Below are 17,506 nucleotides of genomic sequence, written 5' to 3'. Positions count from 1 at the left end.
CACCAACAAAATTTTAGCGCGCCATCATACCCCAGTGAAAGTGATGACGACAATCATTTAGCTGCACTGACAAATATTTGTTTTTACTGTGCAATAAAACGCCGAATGGCACGTAAAACGGCATCAGGCCTTTCAGCATGGACCCAATGTCCCGCTCCGGCAATCACCCAGGCCCGCGCTGCTGGAAACTGTTGCAACAACAGATCGCGGTACTGGTCATCGAGATAGGGCGAAAGCTCACCACGAATAAACAGAGTCGGATGAGGCCAGGCGGGCACGGACTGCCAGCCGATCAGTTGGTCATATTCAGCCATTAATACCGGCACATTGAAACGCCATTCACCTTCATGAAATGACTTCAGCAAAAACTGAATGATGCCTTCTTCCTTTATTGTCTCACGCATCAGCGTCGCGGCGTCACTGCGCTGCTTTATCGCCGCTGCGCTTACTGCATTGAGCGCAGCGAAGATAGTATCGTGATGGCGCGCCGTGTAAGCCACCGGCGCCATATCAATCACCACCAGCTTTGCCACGCGCTCAGGCGCGGCCGCAGTAAGCGACATGGCAATTTTGCCGCCCATTGAGTGACCGATGACAACAAACTGTTCGACACCAAGGCTGTCCAGTGTTTCTGTCACATCCTGCGCCATCGCGGCGTAGTGCATTTCAGATGAGCGTGGCGACAATCCATGATTACGGACGTCAATCTGGATAACCTGCCGCTCCGCTTTGAGCCCTCTGGCCAGGCCGGCAAGGTTATCAAGACTGCCAAACAGGCCGTGGATAAGGACCACCGGTAAGCTGGCAGCAGCAGATTGTTCAGATTGCAGGCGGACATTCAATTTCATAGCAAAGTTCTTACAGGGTAAACGAGCGGTTAGGTTATCATGGAACCACGATTTCCTGTCTGCGCGACCCATTTATTCAGCCCTTCCTTTTTGCGGCATTATCTGACTTTTACTGGCATTAAGGGCTGGCGCTACACCCCGGCAGGATTTAACTTTATAATCCTCGTGTTAGAGCAGGCGTTTTTCATACATATGCGCATCGCTTTTTATATATGTATGACCGGCCCCGGCTCTTAATAAGCAATAACTGTACTGGATCAAGATGAAAACTATCGAAGTTGATGAAGAGCTTTACCGTTATATCGCCAGCCACACTCAGCATATTGGTGAGAGCGCCTCTGACATTTTACGCCGTATGCTTAAATTCACTGCCGGGCAATCTTCACCTGCCTCTCAGGAGACAGTGTCTTCTGCCCCGGTAGTAAAAGAGACGGCAACGGATAAGGCAGGTTCTCGCCCGCAGGATCGCGTTCGTGCCGTGCGCGAGCTGTTGTTGTCAGATGAGTATGCTGAACAGAAGAAAGCGATTAACCGGTTCATGTTGATTCTGTCGACCTTGTACCGTCTGGACCCCAGTGCATTCGGCGCTGCAACCGAGTCTCTGCTGGGCCGGACGCGCGTCTATTTTGCCGGTAACCAACAAACCCTGGTACAAAATGGCACGCATACCAAGCCACAGCATATTCCTGGCACGCCGTACTGGGTCATTACCAATACCAATACAGGTCGCAAACGCAGCATGATTGAACACCTTATGCAGTCAATGCAGTTCCCAGCGGAACTGGCTGACAAAGTTTGCGGCACCCTCTAACTGATTAATAAGCGTCAGGGAGAAGCGCCAATGGCCAATCACCCCCGTGCCGGGCAACCAGCCCGCCAGAGCGATTTGATTAACGTTGCACAATTAACGTCACAGTATTACGTCCTGCAACCTGATCCGGTCAATGCGGAACATGCGGTGAAATTCGGCACATCCGGCCATCGTGGTAGTGCAGGGCGTCACAGCTTTAACGAAACCCACATCCTGGCGATAGCGCAGGCGATTGCGGAAGAACGTAAGAAGAACGGTATCACCGGCCCTTGCTACGTAGGTAAAGATACGCACGCACTTTCCGAGCCCGCCATCATTTCTGTCCTGGAAGTGCTGGCAGCTAACGGCGTTGATGTCATCGTGCAACAGGGCAATGGCTATACCCCGACGCCTGCCATCTCCAATGCAATTCTCGAACACAACAAGGCGGGGGGTGCGCAGGCTGACGGTATCGTTATTACGCCTTCACACAACCCGCCAGAAGATGGTGGCATTAAATACAATCCACCGAACGGTGGCCCTGCTGATACCAACGTCACTAAAGTCGTGGAAGAGCGGGCTAATGTCCTGATTAAAGAAGGGCTTCAGGGGGTCAAACGCATCGCACTGGATAAAGCCTGGGCCAGCGGACATTTGCAGGAGCAGGATCTGATCCAGCCTTACATTGAAGGCCTGGCGCAGATTATTGATATTCCGGCCATTCAGAAAGCCGGGCTGAAAATCGGTGTCGATCCGCTGGGCGGATCGGGCATTGCCTACTGGCAGCGAATTGCAGAGTTCTACAATCTGGATTTGACCATTGTTAATGATTCCGTCGACCAGACCTTCCGCTTTATGCATCTGGATAAAGACGGCGTTATCCGCATGGATTGCTCTTCTGAAAGCGCGATGGCGGGTCTGCTGGCGCTGCGCGATCAGTTTGATCTGGCGTTTGCCAACGATCCTGACTATGACCGTCATGGTATTGTCACTCCTTCAGGATTGATGAATCCGAACCACTATCTGGCGGTGGCGATCAACTATCTGTTCCAGAACCGTCCACAATGGGGCAAACAGGTAGCGGTAGGTAAAACGCTGGTTTCCAGTGCGATGATCGACCGGGTGGTCAATGCTATCGACCGCAAGCTGGTTGAGGTGCCGGTTGGCTTCAAGTGGTTCGTTGACGGACTGTTCGATGGCAGCTTTGGTTTTGGTGGCGAAGAGAGCGCGGGGGCTTCTTTCCTGCGTTTTGACGGTACGCCGTGGTCAACCGATAAAGACGGCATCATCATGTGCCTGCTGGCCGCAGAGATCACCGCCGTAACCGGTAAAAATCCACAGCAGCACTACGATGAGCTGGCTGAACGTTTCGGTGCGCCAAGCTACAACCGCTTACAGGCTTCTGCCACCTCGGCACAGAAAGCCGCCTTGTCTAAGCTGTCGCCAGAAATGGTCAGCGCCGATACGCTGGCCGGCGATCCGATTACTGCACGTCTCACCGCCGCGCCCGGTAACGGTGCGTCAATTGGCGGTCTGAAAGTGATGACGGAAAACGGCTGGTTCGCTGCACGGCCTTCCGGTACTGAAGACGCTTATAAGATCTACTGTGAGAGCTTCCTGGGTGCTGAGCACCGCGAGAAGATTGAAAAAGAGGCGGTAGAAATTGTCAGTGAAGTGCTGAAAAACGCCTGATAAAGCATTGAGGCGTGGCGTCTGCGCGCCTGCTGCTGGTAAAACCCACCTTCAGGTGGGTTTTTTTATGCTGCTGAGTTCTCCGATGTGGTCTCAGGGCACGAAACGATAGCCTACGCCCGTTTCGGTAATCAGATGACGAGGCTGGGCGGGATCGTCTTCCAGTTTTTGTCGCAAATGGCCCATATAAATCCGCAAATAGTGGCTGTGCTCTACGGCGTTAGGTCCCCACACCTGATTGAGCAACTGGCGCTGGGTCATCACTTTTCCTGCATTATTTAGCAGGCTGACCAGCAGGCGAAACTCAATAGGCGTCAGATGTAGCTCCTGACCACGTCGGGTTACCCGTCGGGCAGCAATATCCACCTTTACTTCACTGAATCTGACCTCAGCCTGCGGTGCCGTGTCGGCGGCTCTGCGATGACGAAGCGCTGCCCGCACCCGGGCCAGCAATTCGCCTATGCCAAAGGGTTTGGTCAGGAAGTCATCTGCTCCGGCATCCTCCAGTGCGGCAATTTTGTCCTGCTCATCGCTGCGGGCCGACAGGACAATCACCGGGATCGACGTCCACTGACGAATTTCACGAATAAATTCAATACCATCACCATCCGGCAGGCCGAGGTCAAGAATGGCCAGATCGGGTTTCCTGGTTGCCGCCTCGATCAAACCGCGTTGCAGCGTCTCTGCATCAAACACGCGCAGATTTTCTCCTTCGAGGGCAACACGCAAAAAACGGCGGATCTCTTTTTCATCTTCAACGATCAGAACTGTAGTCACCATACTTCACTCTTTGATTAACCGTGGCCGCACAGGGTCACCAGCAGATCGCTCAACAATCAACGTGGCTTAATTTAGCAAATAAAGTCAGGTCGCGCTGCCGGTAATCACAGCCCACTCTTTGTTGATCAAAAGTTAACTCACAGCGTTTTTTTTACCTTTATGTAACCGGGTTACAGAACCAGGGCAATTTATGGTGAAATTTTCCACAAAATAATGGTCGGATGAGTAGTAAAGTTACAGCGCAAAGGCTATTATTCGAGCCATCTTACAGCGTTAATTACCAGCCTTAAGGGGGATGCATGAATCTTTATCAACACTATTCACCACAGCGGATTGTCATGCGTCGTGTCGGCGTGGTGGTTCTCGGCACGGTTGCATTGCCGGTGATGTTATTCCGCAACGATCGGGCAAAATTCTACAGTTATCTGCACCGCGTGTGGTCAAAAACCAGTACTAAACCGGTCTGGCTGGCCCAGTCAGAAGCGGTGGGCGGCGATATCTGGTAACGCCTCGGATTTTGTGAATGGCAAACAGTAGCCTCTCCGGCTTTTTTGCCATTCCGCATTAGCTGAAAACAACAAACTAAACCTGCGAAACAAAAATCAGCCAACGATGACGCTGGTTTTCTGGTCATTTCCCCCCAGACTCCCTGCTTTTATCCGCAACAGATGGCAATTCCCGGTACTGAACGCGCTTAACGACAGAAATTCGGCTACACTTAAACCTCTACAGGAAGTTGGAGGTTGTACAACTATGAGTGATAAAATTCCTGTCGGCATCAGTGCCTGCCTGCTTGGAGATAACGTCCGTTTTGACGGTGGCCATAAGCGCTGCGCCTTCGCTGCGGATGAGCTTTCTCCCTTTGTTCGTTATCAACCCGTTTGCCCGGAAATGGCGATTGGCCTGCCGACGCCACGTCCTGCGTTACGCCTGACCGAAACCGATAACCACACGGTTGAACTCAGATTCAGCATTGGCAAAGACCAGCCTGTTACCGGAGCAATGCAGAAATTCTCCGAGCATAAAATCGCCTCGTTACATCACCTTTGTGGTTACATTGTTTGTGCGAAATCGCCAAGTTGCGGCATGGAGCGGGTACGCATTTACCAGCCGGACAACAACAATAATCGCAAAGAAGGCACTGGCATCTATACCCGCGAGCTGATGTCGCAAATGCCCTGGCTGCCGGTAGAGGAAGATGGACGTCTTCATGATCCGCAACTACGGGAAAATTTTGTTGAACGGGTTTACACCCTGCACGAGTTTAACGAAATGTGGCGCGATGGACTGACGCGCGGCAAGCTGATTGCTTTCCACAGCCGTTACAAATTACTGCTGCTGGCACACTCACAGCCTGAATACCGTAAGCTGGGCCGTTTTGTGGCGGCGATTGAGGAGTGGTCTTCACTGGAAGAGTACGCTTTTGAGTATCGTCAGCGTCTGATGGACCTGCTCAAACAGCAGGCGACCCGACGTAATCACACCAATGTCCTGTCGCATGTACAGGGCTATTTTCGTCCACAGCTGACCTCGCAACAGCGTCAGGAGCTGGCCTCGTTGATTGATCACTATCGCCAGGGATTACAACCGCTGCTGGCGCCAATTACGCTGCTTAAACACTACATGGCGGAATTTCCCGACCCCTATCTGTCGCAGCAACGTTACTTTGAACCCTATCCCGAAGCGCTTCGTCTGCGCTACGGCCATTGATTTTTAACTTCAGGGAGCGTTATGGCCACTCATCTGGTCTGGTTACGCAACGATTTGCGTATCCATGATAATTCCGCATTACATGCTGCATGCCAGGACAGCAAAGCCAGGGTTCTGGCGCTGTTTATCGCCACGCCCGGACAGTGGCAATCGCACCATATGGCACCCAAACAGGCCGCCTTTATTTATAAAAGCCTGCTGGAAGTGCAGCAATCACTGGCTGAAAAAGGGATCCCCTTACATTTTGCACAATGCGACGATTTTGCTGCCTCAGTGACAGCACTGAAAGACTTTTGTCAGCAGCACAAAGTCAGTCGGGTGTTTTACAACTACCAGTACGAAGTCAATGAACGTCAACGTGATGCGCAAGCCGAACGCGAACTCTCCGCACTGGAGATTACGCCACAGGGATTTGATGACAGCCTGTTGCTTCCTCCCGGAAGCGTAATGACCGGCAGCGGTGAAATGTACAAAGTGTTTACGCCATTCAGTAAAGCCTTTGTGCGACGTTTGCAGGAAGGGCTGCCGGAATGTATGCCCGCGCCGAGAGCACGTACAGACGCGCCGTTGCAAAAAACACCTGCCATCAAATCCTTTGATTATCCACAGGAAGAATTCGATGAGACGCAGTTCCCGGCGGGTGAGGCTGCGGCCCTCCGGCGTCTGAGGGCATTCTGCCAGCAGCCGGTTACCCGTTATAAGGAGCAGCGCAACATTCCCGCCGTTGACGGCACCAGCCGGTTATCCGTTTATCTGGCTACCGGAGTACTCTCACCGCGCCAGTGTCTGCACCGCTTACTGCATGAACATCCGCACGGACTGGACGACAGCCAGGTCTTCGTCTGGTTGAATGAGCTTATCTGGCGGGAATTTTATCGTCATCTGCTGGTTGCCTGGCCCTCGCTGTGTCGCCATCAACCATTTATCGACTGGACTAAAAAAGTGAAGTGGCAGCACCATCCCCGTCATCTGGAAGCCTGGCAGCAGGGTAAAACCGGCTACCCGATAGTCGATGCGGCGATGCGTCAGCTCAATGCACTGGGCTGGATGCACAATCGTTTGCGGATGATTGTTGCCAGTTTCCTGGTGAAAGATTTGTTAATCGACTGGCGGGAAGGTGAACGCTATTTTATGTCGCAACTGATTGATGGCGACCTGGCGGCTAATAACGGAGGCTGGCAGTGGGCTGCGTCCAGCGGTACGGATGCGGCCCCTTACTTCCGCATCTTTAATCCAACCACCCAGGGCGAACGTTTTGATGAAGATGGCACCTTCATCCGTCAATGGTTGCCTGAACTGAAAGCGGTGCCACAGCAGCATATTCATCAACCGCAGGCCTGGGCTAAAAAAAATCAGGTATCACTGGACTACCCTCAGCCGATTGTCGACCACAAAGAAGCGCGAAAAACCACGCTGGCGGCTTTTGAGGCGGCGAAAAAATAACCCTTCAACAGCGAGCGGTATCCGCCGCTCGTTCTCATCATTTTCCCCGTCTGTTATTGTTGCCCTGACTGCCATCTGCCGGTCATTTTCAGATCGGCCGCTTAAGGAAAAGATATGCGAAATACTGAGCTTGAACACATTGTTAACCAACTGCTGAATACCAGCGCTTTCAGTGACTATGCGCCTAATGGCTTGCAGGTTGAGGGAAGGGATGAGGTAAAAAAAATCGTCACCGGCGTAACTGCCTGCCAGGCCCTGCTGGATGAGGCGGTTCGTCTTAAAGCGGATGCCGTGCTGGTCCATCATGGCTATTTCTGGAAAAACGACGCTCCCGTTATTACCGGGATGAAGCGGAAAAGGCTGAAAACCCTGCTGGCGAATGATATCAATCTCTACGGCTGGCACCTGCCGCTGGATGCGCATCCCTTAATCGGTAATAACGCCCTGCTGGCAAAGGATCTGGCTGTTGAAGTGTGCGGAGAGGTGATGCCACTGGTCCCGTGGGGAGAGCTGAAAGAGCCGCTCAGCGGGGAGTTGCTGACTGAACGCCTGAAGAAGGTTCTGGGCCGGGAGCCACTTCACTGTGGCGATAATGCGCCGCATCTGATCCGTCGCGTTGCCTGGTGTACCGGTGGTGGGCAGGGATTTATTGATGCGGCCGCCGCCTTCGGCGTCGATGCGTTTATTAGCGGAGAGGTGTCAGAAAAAACCATCCACAGCGCTCGCGAGCAGGGAATACACTTCTTTGCTGCCGGACATCATGCCACCGAGCGCGCGGGGATCCGGGCGCTGGGCGAATGGCTGACGGAAAATTATGCCCTGGATGTCACCTTTATTGATATTGACAATCCGGCCTGATTTTCCGGATGGCTTATGCAGCCACCGATACCTTTTGTTGACACATCAGTAACATTTACGGATAACTATTAGCCACTAATCAGCCCGGAAAAACCGTTCAGGAGAAGTGTTTTGCAACAAGCACGTTGTTACCTGCTGGGTGAGCGCGCGGTTGTGCTTGAGCTGCCCGCCCCTGTCTCCCTTGCTGTTCAGCAACGAATCTGGGGATTGTCGGCACAGCTGATGACCTCTCCGCAAGTGACAGAGGTCATCCCCGGAATGAATAACATCACCGTTATTCTCAGTGATCCGCAGCAGACGGCACTCTACGCCGTTGACTGGTTGCAGGCCCGGTGGGAAAAAAGCGAAGCGCTGGAAATGGCCATGCGCCAGGTTGATATTCCGGTGGTGTACGGCGGTGTAGCCGGACCGGACCTGGAAGAGGTGGCCCGTCATTGTGGCCTGACGCCACGGCAGGTGGTGGAAGCTCATGCAGTCGCAGACTATGTGGTTTATTTCATCGGTTTTCAGCCCGGATTTCCTTACCTTGCCGGTCTGGATCCACGTTTACATACTCCACGTCGTGCCGAACCTCGCGTTCAGGTGCCTGCCGGTTCTGTCGGTATTGGCGGCAGTCAGACCGGTGTTTACCCGCTCTCTGCGCCGGGTGGCTGGCAGTTGATCGGCCAGACGCAGGTCGGGCTGTTTGATCCCCTGTCCCGGCCTCCGACCTTGTTAAGGCCGGGTGACAGTGTGCGCTTTGTGCCGCAGAAGGGGGGAATATGCTGAAAATTATTCGTGCCGGAATGAGCACCACCCTACAGGACGCGGGGCGCAGTGGCTGGCGTCAGTACGGTGTCGGAACGGGCGGCGTGCTGGATCATCCGGCGATGGAAACCGCTAACCTGCTGGTGGGTAATGCCCGGAGTAGCGCGGTGCTGGAAATCACCCTGGGACAGTTTTGCGCAGAGTTCACCCGCGATGGCTGGATCGCCCTGACCGGCGCGGGATGCGATGCCGTACTGGGCACTCAGCCCGTCTGGACCGGCTGGCGCACCGCCGTTAAAAAGGGCCAGCGACTCACGTTGAAGATGCCGGTTCGGGGTATGCGCAGTTATCTGGCGGTGGATGGCGGTTTTGCCGTCACGCCGGTACTGGGATCGTGCAGCACCGATGCGAAAGCCGGCTTTGGTGGTTTTGCCGGCCGTCGGCTGGAGGAGGGGGATTGTCTGCCGCTGGGGCAGCCACAAAACCGATTCAGTAAATCTGTCGGCGTACGGCAACTGCTGTCCGGCAACCGGGTTCGTGCCGTGATCGGGCCGGAGTATCACCATTTCAGTGCTGAAAGCCGTGACATGTTCTGGCGTACCGCGTGGCAGCTTAATCCGCAAAGCAACCGCATGGGCTATCGCCTGCAAGGGCAACCCCTGACGAGGGAACATCCGCAGGAGATGCTGTCCCACGGGCTGCTGCCCGGTGTTGTTCAGGTGCCGCCAAACGGCCAGCCGATTGTGCTGATGGCCGATGCGCAGACCACCGGGGGCTACCCGCGAATTGCCTGTGTTATCGAGGCCGATCTTTATCATCTTGCCCAGTTACGACTGGGAGAACCGGTTCATTTCATCGAATGCTCGACTGAAGAGGCGTTGCTGGCGATCCGTGAACAGCGACGCGGTCTTGAGCAGATGGCATGGGGATTACACCATGAAAATTGATCTTAATGCCGATCTTGGTGAAGGCTGTGAAAATGACCATGCGCTGCTGCAACTGGTTTCTTCAGCCAATATCGCTTGCGGATATCATGCCGGTGATGCACTGACCATGCGCCAGAGTGTGCGTTGGGCGCTGGAGCTGGGCGTGGCTGTTGGCGCGCATCCCAGTTTTCCCGACCGTGAAAACTTCGGCCGCACGCGCATGCAGCTGCCACCTGAAACCGTCTACGCACAAATGGTTTATCAGATTGGTGCTTTGCAGGCTATCGCCCGCAGTGAAGGAGCACAGCTGGTCCACGTCAAGCCTCACGGTATGCTCTATAACCAGTCGGCGCAGGAACCTGAGCTGGCTGCGGCGATTGCGCGGGCGGTGCGTGCAGTTGATCCTGCTCTCGTCCTGGTAGGGCTGGCTGGCAGCGAATCGATTCGTGCGGCGCAGGCACTTGGGCTGACCACCCGACAGGAGGTGTTTGCCGATCGCGGCTATCAGGACGATGGCTCACTGGTTCCCCGTTCGCAGCCGGGGGCGCTGGTGGCCGATGAGCAGCAGGCAATCGGCCAGACGCTGGAGATGATCCAGCGTGGCAGGGTACTTAGCGTCAGTGGTCAGTGGGTCAGCGTGAAAGCCGAAACGGTGTGCCTGCACGGCGACGGGGCGCAGGCTCTGAACTTTGCCAGACAGCTGCGTGAGGCTTTCAACCAGCACGATATCAGCGTCAGCAGCCAGCCAGTCTGGGTGCCACGGGCATAACATCGTTTCCGTTGATCTTTGACAGCCATTTGCCTGCCATCGCGCTGATAAATGGCACGATCGCAGATCGAGCAGCAAGCAGCTGCGGCGAAACAGGTGTCCTCAGAGCTTGTGCTATTGTTAACAGCAAATGCCGTTTTGCGAAGAATGTTGATGCTTATGTGAGGTGTGGATGAAAACGGTTCTGATAACGGCTTTTGAGCCTTTCGGGGGTGAGAGGATTAACCCGCCCTGGGAGGCCGTGAGTCAGCTGCATGAGCGGCTGGTGTGTGGCGCTAAAGTCATCGCTAAACAGCTACCCTGCGTATTTGGCGATGCCCTGACGGCGCTGTATGGCGCTATTGATGAACTACAACCCGAAATGGTGATTGCCGTCGGGCAGGCAGGGGGCCGGACAGATATCACCGTTGAGCGCATAGCAATTAACGTTGACGATGCGCGTATCCCGGACAATGCCGGTAATCAGCCTGTTGATGAACCGATAGTTAAAGGTGGCCCGGCTGCTTACTTTTCCACGCTGCCGATTAAAGCTATCGTCGAGGGGATCCGTGAAGCCGGTATTCCGGCTTCTGTTTCACAAACGGCAGGCACCTATGTCTGCAACCATGTGATGTACGGTTTGCTGCACTATCTGGCGAAGCACAAAAATAAAATACGCGGCGGATTTATTCATATTCCTTATTTGCCGGAGCAGGCGGTCAGCCATCCTGGTGTTGCCAGTATGCCTGCGCCGACGGTGGCACTGGCACTGGAGATGGCGTTGAGTATTGCGCTGACTGTCGAAGAGGACGTCCGCCTGACAGGCGGCGCAACGCACTAACAGGGATGGAGTGAATGCCGGAAGGTCCTGAAATCCGCCGTGCGGCGGACAAGCTGGAAAAAGCGATTGTCGGGAAAACGCTGACTGCGGTCTGGTTTGCTTTTCCTCAGCTTAAAACTTATGAATCCTCGCTGGTCGGTGAACGGGTTGACGCGATTGAAACTCGCGGCAAGGCGATGCTGACCCACTTCTCAAATGGCCTGACGCTCTACAGTCATAATCAGTTATATGGCGTCTGGCGGGTGACAAAAACCGGCAAAGATCCTGAAACCGGACGCGTGCTGCGCGTCAGGCTCGCGGCGCAGGATAAAACGTTACTGCTCTACAGCGCCTCGGATATTGAGCTGTTAAATGCAGATACTCTGGCGGCGCATCCGTTCCTGCTGCGGGTGGGGCCGGACGTGCTGGACATGACGCTGACTGTGGCACAGGTGGCTGAACGGCTCTGCTCTCCTCGTTTTCGCCGTCGTCAGTTCAGCGGACTGTTGCTGGATCAGGCTTTTCTGGCCGGGCTGGGCAACTATCTGCGGGCGGAGATCCTCTGGCAGGCGGGGGTGGCCGCGCAGCATAAAGCGCAGGATCTCACCGCTGAACAGCTGGACAAGCTGGCTGATGCGCTGCTGGCGGTGCCACGGCTCTCTTATCAGACCAGAGGGGTCGCCAGGGAGAATAAGCACCACGGCGCGTTATTCAGCTTTAAGGTGTTTCATCGGGGAGGGAAGTTGTGTGAACGCTGCGGCGGTACCATTGAAAAAACCACGCTTTCCTCACGGCCATTTTACTGGTGTCCCGGCTGTCAGAAATAGTTACGATCTGACTGAAAAAAGCGCCGCAGGGGCGGCGCAGAGAAGAGGTTGTTACTTACTGATACTGGACGTGAAATCGCGCTGGTCATAACCGGTGTAAAGCTGACGCGGACGGGCGATTTTAACGCCGTCGTCATGCATCTCTTTCCAGTGTGCAATCCAGCCAACGGTACGCGCCATGGCAAAAATAACCGTAAACATCGAAGAAGGAATGCCCATCGCTTTCAGGATCAGACCGGAGTAGAAGTCAACGTTAGGGTAGAGTTTTCGCTCAATAAAGTACGGGTCGTTCAGCGCAATGTGTTCCAGCTCCATCGCCACTTCCAGCAGATCATCTTTCATTCCCAGCTCATTGAGAACTTCATGGCAGGTTTCACGCATTACGGTAGCGCGCGGATCGTAATTTTTGTAGACGCGATGACCGAAGCCCATCAGGCGGAAAGAATCGTTTTTATCTTTGGCGCGACGCAGGAATTCAGGAATATGATCGACAGAACTGATCTCTTCCAGCATCCGCAGGCAGGCTTCATTCGCGCCACCGTGTGCAGGTCCCCACAGGGAAGCTATACCGGCTGCAATACAGGCGAATGGATTCGCCCCGGAAGAGCCTGCGGTACGCACGGTAGAGGTTGAGGCATTCTGCTCGTGATCGGCATGCAGGATCAGGATGCGATCCATTGCGCGTTCAAGCACCGGATTCACCACGTAATCTTCGCAAGGGGTGGCGAACATCATATTAAGGAAATTACCAGCGTAAGAGAGGTCGTTACGTGGGTAAACAAAGGGCTGACCGATGGAATATTTGTAGCACATTGCTGCCACGGTGGGCATTTTGGACAGCAGACGGAAAGCGGCAATCTCGCGGTGACGCTCAATATTAACGTCCATTGCATCGTGATAGAAGGCGGCCAGCGCGCCGGTGACGCCGCACATTACTGCCATCGGATGAGAGTCACGGCGGAAGCCGCGGAACAGATGGTGGATCTGCTCATGGATCATGGTATGCCGGGTAACAATGGTGCTGAATTCGTCAAACTGTTCCTGAGTCGGCGCTTCACCGTTGAGCAGGATATAGCACACTTCGAGATAGTTGGAATGCAAAGCCAGTTGATCGATAGGAAAGCCGCGATGAAGCAGAATGCCCTCATCACCATCTATATAGGTGATTTTCGATTCACAGGACGCCGTAGAGGTGAATCCCGGATCAAAGGTGAAGTAGCCTTTGGAACCCAGGGCACGGACATCAATCTCTTCCTGGCCTAATGTGCCGCTCAGCACGTCAAGTTCAATAGCCGCTTCGCCGGGTAGGGTTAGCGTTGCCTTTTTATCAGCCATTTACAGTCTCCTTAGCGCCTTATCGGTGGATCTTTGACATCCAGAAAGCCAGTTTGTCCGCAGTTGCGTTAAGCGGCACATATTCCGCTCTGTGGCATCTTTTAGTGTGCAGGGTACAGAGAGGAGGGCGCTCGCCTTACGGAGGGCAGGTCTGACTTCGTTTTGCAGTTGTTAAAGATCCGGTCTGGTCTTAACTTTTTTAGGTAACCATTACCTGATACGTAGTCTGTCTGACTCACCAATGTTACATAACTTGTGCTTAGGAGAAAGTGTATCCCCATAACTTTTATGCATCATACTTTTTTATCCTTCATTTGTAACAGTTATGTTGATCTTTTGTCAAATCAGATAATTAAATTTGTATAAATTGTGAAAAACGTGAGAGGGATCACTGTTCCACCTAAATTTCCCCAAGATGTTTGTAGGGGAATTGTAATGAGTTTGTGAACCACCTATACTTCCGCCAGGTCTCCGGAACCCCCTGCCGTAGGAGCCACCCAGCGTTTTATACGCGGCGTTTTGACACTGGACGTTGTCGTTTTAGTGCCTGACGCAGTGTTTCACCGTTAACGCTGTCTGACCCGCCCTCAGGGACCGGAGGAAGCAAAATAAGAAAAGCTGTGTGGGCAAAACCGTGAAAAAACAAAGACCTGTCAACTTGGATCTCTCAACGATCCGGTTTCCCGTTACTGCAATAGCGTCTATTCTCCACCGTGTATCCGGCGTCATTACTTTTGTGGCAGTTGGTATACTTCTCTGGTTACTGGGCCTTTCTCTCTCCTCACCCGAAGGCTTTCTTCAGGCCTCCGCCATCATGAGCAGCTTTATTGTTAAGTTTATCTTCTGGGGCATTCTGACCGCACTGGCGTATCACATCGTCGGCGGTATACGTCATCTGATGATGGACTTTGGCTGGCTGGGTGAAACCTTGCAAACGGGTACGCGTTCGGCGCAAATTTCTTTTGGTATCACTGTCGTGCTTTCAATTCTGGCTGGAGTCCTCGTATGGTAAGCAATGCTTCTGCACTGGGTCGCAATGGCGTTCATGACTGGTTGCTGCTGCGTGCTGCTGCGATGATCATGACCCTGTATATCCTTTATATCGTTGGTTTTATCGTTATGTCCGGTCATCTGACCTGGGACATCTGGCGCGGTTTTTTCTCCTCCTCATTTACCAGGGTATTCACCCTGCTGACACTCTTTTCCATTCTGGTGCATGGCTGGATTGGGATGTGGCAGGTACTGACGGATTACATCAAACCTCTCGCGCTGCAGCTGTCGCTGCAACTGCTGGTAGTGGTGGTGCTGTTGGTCTATGCCATTTATGGAACTGTTGTCGTATGGGGTGTGTAAAATGAAGTTGCCAGTCAGAGAATTCGATGCCGTGGTGGTCGGCGCAGGTGGTGCCGGAATGCGTGCTGCCCTGCAAATTTCCCAATCGGGCCAGAGCTGTGCCCTGTTATCAAAAGTATTTCCAACCCGTTCTCATACCGTATCCGCACAGGGTGGCATCACCGTGGCGTTAGGTAACTCCCATGAAGATAACTGGGAGTGGCATATGTATGACACGGTAAAAGGTTCCGACTATATCGGTGACCAGGACGCCATTGAATATATGTGTAAAACCGGCCCGGAAGCGATTCTGGAACTGGAACACATGGGCCTGCCTTTTTCCCGTCTGGATGATGGCCGCATCTATCAGCGCCCGTTTGGTGGGCAGTCAAAAAACTTCGGTGGCGAGCAGGCGGCACGAACTGCTGCTGCGGCTGACCGTACCGGCCATGCGCTACTGCATACGCTTTATCAGCAAAATCTGAAAAACAAAACCACCATCTTCTCCGAATGGTACGCGCTGGACCTGGTAAAAAATGCCGACGGTGCCATTGTCGGTTGTACCGCACTGAACATTGAAGATGGTGAAGTGGTTTATTTCAAAGCGCGTGCCACGGTGCTGGCTACCGGTGGCGCGGGTCGCATTTATCAGTCCACTACCAACGCACACATCAACACCGGTGACGGCGTGGGTATGGCGCTGCGTGCCGGTGTGCCGGTGCAGGATATGGAGATGTGGCAGTTTCACCCAACCGGCATTGCCGGTGCCGGCGTGCTGGTGACCGAAGGTTGCCGTGGCGAAGGGGGATACCTGCTGAACAAACACGGTGAGCGTTTCATGGAGCGCTACGCACCTAATGCCAAAGACCTGGCAGGTCGTGATGTGGTGGCCCGTTCGATGATGATCGAAATCCGTGAAGGCCGTGGTTGCGAAGGTCCCTGGGGACCGCATATCAAGCTGAAACTGGACCACCTTGGGCATGAAGTTCTTGAGGCGCGTCTGCCCGGTATCCTCGAGCTGTCCCGCACCTTTGCCCACGTCGATCCGGTTAAAGAACCGATTCCGGTGATTCCAACCTGCCACTATATGATGGGTGGTATCCCGACCAGAGTCACGGGGCAGGCGATCACCCTGAACGAGCAGGGTGAAGATGTGGTGGTGCCAGGCCTGTTCGCCGTCGGTGAAATTGCCTGTGTATCAGTACATGGCTCTAACCGTCTCGGCGGCAACTCATTGCTTGACCTGGTGGTGTTTGGTCGCGCCGCCGGTCTGCACTTGCAGGAATCCATTAAGGAACAGGGTGAGCTACTGGACGCGACGGACGAAGAAATTGACGCCTCGCTGGCACGTATGCAGCGTTGGAATAACAACGTGGACGGTGAGGATCCTGCTGAGCTGCGTAAAGCGCTGCAAACCTGTATGCAGAATAACTTCTCCGTATTCCGTGAGGGTGAGGCAATGGCGAAAGGTCTGGCAGAGCTGAAAGTGCTGCGTGAGCGCCTGAAAAATGCCCGCCTGGATGACCGCTCGCCGGACTTTAACACCCAGCGCATTGAGTGCCTCGAACTGGATAACCTGATGGAAACCGCCTACGCCACAGCGGTTGCCGCTAACTTCCGCACCGAGAGTCGTGGGGCGCACAGTCGCTTCGACTATCCGGAACGTGACGATGCAAACTGGTTATGTCACAGCGTCTATCTGCCGCAAAGTGAAAGCATGACCCGCCGTGAGGTGAACATGCAGCCAAAATTGCGCCCGGCCTTCCCGCCGAAAGCACGTACCTACTAGTTTGCGGAGATTAATGCGATGAGACTCGAATTTTCTATCTATCGTTACAATCCGGATGTCGATGATGCGCCCCGGATGCAGGACTACAGCCTGGAGTCGGAAGAAGGGCGTGACATGATGTTGCTGGATGCGCTGATCCGCCTGAAAGAGAAAGACCCGACGCTTGCTTTCCGCCGCTCCTGCCGCGAGGGCGTATGTGGCTCTGACGGTTTCAACATGAACGGCAAAAATGGCCTCGCCTGCATCACCCCCGTTTCTGCCCTGGGGGGAGGGAAACGTAAAATTGTGATCCGCCCACTGCCTGGCCTGCCGGTGATCCGTGATTTGGTAGTGGACATGGGACAGTTCTACACTCAGTATGAGAAAATCAAACCTTACCTGTTGAATAATGGAGAAAATCCGCCAGCGCGTGAGCATCTGCAACAGCCTGAACAGCGTGAAAAACTGGATGGTTTGTATGAATGTATTCTTTGCGCATGTTGTTCAACCTCCTGCCCGTCATTCTGGTGGAATCCGGATAAATTTATCGGGCCGGCGGGTTTACTGGCGGCTTACCGTTTCCTGATTGACAGCCGTGACACGGAAACTGATGCGCGTCTGGATAATCTTAACGATGCTTTCAGCGTATTCCGCTGTCACAGCATTATGAACTGTGTGAGCGTTTGTCCGAAAGGACTGAACCCGACACGCGCCATCGGCCATATCAAGTCGATGCTGTTACAGCGCGGAGCATAATTATCACCGTGCGGGAACTCCAGGGTTCCCGCGTAAACTCACCAGGAAATCCTGGCAAGAGAATTTTGCGCTGATCAAGATTTCTTGCCAGGGTTCCCTTACGGGCCCGGTCGCCAGCAGCCGCGT

The 17,506-nt window shown here is 53.9% G+C and carries 18 protein-coding genes; 15 read left to right on the top strand and 3 right to left on the bottom strand.

All coding sequences use genetic code 11. The features are described 5' to 3' along the window. Positions 1-83: 83 nt before the first annotated feature. The gene (gene ybfF, locus AC3RPL_RS13570; protein ID WP_490740394.1) at positions 84-848 is read right to left on the bottom strand and encodes an esterase; all 765 of its coding nucleotides are present in this window, start codon (positions 846-848) and stop codon (positions 84-86) included. A gap of 262 nt (positions 849-1,110) precedes the next feature. On the opposite strand from ybfF, the gene seqA reads away from it, so the two are divergent. Together seqA and pgm are read left to right on the top strand one after the other, a co-directional pair. Beyond that, a complete protein-coding gene (seqA, locus tag AC3RPL_RS13565) occupies positions 1,111-1,659 on the top strand; it encodes a replication initiation negative regulator SeqA (RefSeq protein WP_490740393.1) in 549 nt (182 codons plus the stop codon). 30 nt (positions 1,660-1,689) lie between these two features. Then, positions 1,690-3,330 (top strand): phosphoglucomutase (alpha-D-glucose-1,6-bisphosphate-dependent), encoded by a 1,641-nt coding sequence (gene pgm, locus AC3RPL_RS13560; protein ID WP_490740392.1) that lies wholly within the window; start codon positions 1,690-1,692, stop codon positions 3,328-3,330. 93 nt (positions 3,331-3,423) lie between these two features. Here the strand turns inward: pgm and kdpE are convergent, their stop codons facing one another. Further along, the gene (gene kdpE, locus AC3RPL_RS13555; RefSeq protein WP_490740703.1) at positions 3,424-4,107 is read right to left on the bottom strand and encodes a two-component system response regulator KdpE; all 684 of its coding nucleotides are present in this window, start codon (positions 4,105-4,107) and stop codon (positions 3,424-3,426) included. A gap of 302 nt (positions 4,108-4,409) precedes the next feature. Between kdpE and AC3RPL_RS13550 the strand changes: the two genes are divergently transcribed. The 9 genes from AC3RPL_RS13550 (at position 4,410) to nei (ending at position 12,189) form a co-directional block, all read left to right on the top strand. Beyond that, entirely contained in the window at positions 4,410-4,616 is a 207-nt protein-coding gene (locus AC3RPL_RS13550) for a YbfA family protein (RefSeq protein ID WP_490740391.1), read from the top strand. Between the two features lie 247 nt (positions 4,617-4,863). Continuing rightward, on the top strand, positions 4,864-5,820 hold the full coding sequence (locus AC3RPL_RS13545; protein ID WP_490740390.1) for a YbgA family protein: 957 nt from the start codon (positions 4,864-4,866) through the stop codon (positions 5,818-5,820). Between the two features lie 21 nt (positions 5,821-5,841). Beyond that, the gene (phrB, locus tag AC3RPL_RS13540) at positions 5,842-7,263 is read left to right on the top strand and encodes a deoxyribodipyrimidine photo-lyase (protein ID WP_490740389.1); all 1,422 of its coding nucleotides are present in this window, start codon (positions 5,842-5,844) and stop codon (positions 7,261-7,263) included. A gap of 114 nt (positions 7,264-7,377) precedes the next feature. After that, entirely contained in the window at positions 7,378-8,121 is a 744-nt protein-coding gene (locus tag AC3RPL_RS13535) for a type 2 GTP cyclohydrolase I (protein WP_490740388.1), read from the top strand. A 111-nt stretch (positions 8,122-8,232) separates the two neighbouring features. Continuing rightward, positions 8,233-8,889, top strand: a complete 657-nt coding sequence (pxpB, locus tag AC3RPL_RS13530) for a 5-oxoprolinase subunit PxpB (RefSeq protein WP_490740387.1) — start codon at positions 8,233-8,235, stop codon at positions 8,887-8,889. Then, entirely contained in the window at positions 8,883-9,815 is a 933-nt protein-coding gene (pxpC, locus tag AC3RPL_RS13525) for a 5-oxoprolinase subunit PxpC (RefSeq protein ID WP_490740386.1), read from the top strand. Before pxpB ends, pxpC begins: the two co-directional genes overlap by 7 nt. Further along, positions 9,805-10,563 (top strand): 5-oxoprolinase subunit PxpA, encoded by a 759-nt coding sequence (pxpA, locus tag AC3RPL_RS13520; RefSeq protein ID WP_490740385.1) that lies wholly within the window; start codon positions 9,805-9,807, stop codon positions 10,561-10,563. The genes pxpC and pxpA overlap by 11 nt, the downstream gene beginning before the upstream one ends. A 172-nt stretch (positions 10,564-10,735) precedes the next feature. Continuing rightward, entirely contained in the window at positions 10,736-11,383 is a 648-nt protein-coding gene (gene pcp, locus AC3RPL_RS13515; RefSeq protein ID WP_490740384.1) for a pyroglutamyl-peptidase I, read from the top strand. A gap of 14 nt (positions 11,384-11,397) precedes the next feature. Continuing rightward, complete coding sequence (nei, locus tag AC3RPL_RS13510; RefSeq protein ID WP_490740383.1) at positions 11,398-12,189, top strand: endonuclease VIII; 792 nt, start codon at positions 11,398-11,400, stop codon at positions 12,187-12,189. 51 nt (positions 12,190-12,240) lie between these two features. Here the strand turns inward: nei and AC3RPL_RS13505 are convergent, their stop codons facing one another. Beyond that, positions 12,241-13,524 (bottom strand): citrate synthase, encoded by a 1,284-nt coding sequence (locus AC3RPL_RS13505; protein ID WP_034941623.1) that lies wholly within the window; start codon positions 13,522-13,524, stop codon positions 12,241-12,243. Positions 13,525-14,146: 622 nt separating this feature from the next. On the opposite strand from AC3RPL_RS13505, the gene sdhC reads away from it, so the two are divergent. From sdhC to AC3RPL_RS13485, 4 genes are read left to right on the top strand one after another with little or no spacing between them, the layout of a single operon-like run. Then, positions 14,147-14,536, top strand: coding sequence for a succinate dehydrogenase cytochrome b556 subunit (gene sdhC / locus AC3RPL_RS13500; RefSeq protein WP_034941621.1), 390 nt, complete (start codon positions 14,147-14,149; stop codon positions 14,534-14,536). Further along, positions 14,530-14,877 (top strand): succinate dehydrogenase membrane anchor subunit, encoded by a 348-nt coding sequence (gene sdhD / locus AC3RPL_RS13495; RefSeq protein WP_490740382.1) that lies wholly within the window; start codon positions 14,530-14,532, stop codon positions 14,875-14,877. The genes sdhC and sdhD overlap by 7 nt, the downstream gene beginning before the upstream one ends. Position 14,878: 1 nt before the next feature. Beyond that, entirely contained in the window at positions 14,879-16,645 is a 1,767-nt protein-coding gene (gene sdhA, locus AC3RPL_RS13490) for a succinate dehydrogenase flavoprotein subunit (protein WP_261642646.1), read from the top strand. An 18-nt stretch (positions 16,646-16,663) separates the two neighbouring features. Beyond that, the gene (locus tag AC3RPL_RS13485) at positions 16,664-17,380 is read left to right on the top strand and encodes a succinate dehydrogenase iron-sulfur subunit (protein ID WP_034941613.1); all 717 of its coding nucleotides are present in this window, start codon (positions 16,664-16,666) and stop codon (positions 17,378-17,380) included. The last annotated feature ends 126 nt before the right edge of the window (positions 17,381-17,506 follow it).

It is taken from the genome of Erwinia papayae (assembly GCF_058241465.1).
This window is presented reverse-complemented; position numbering and strand designations above follow the sequence as displayed.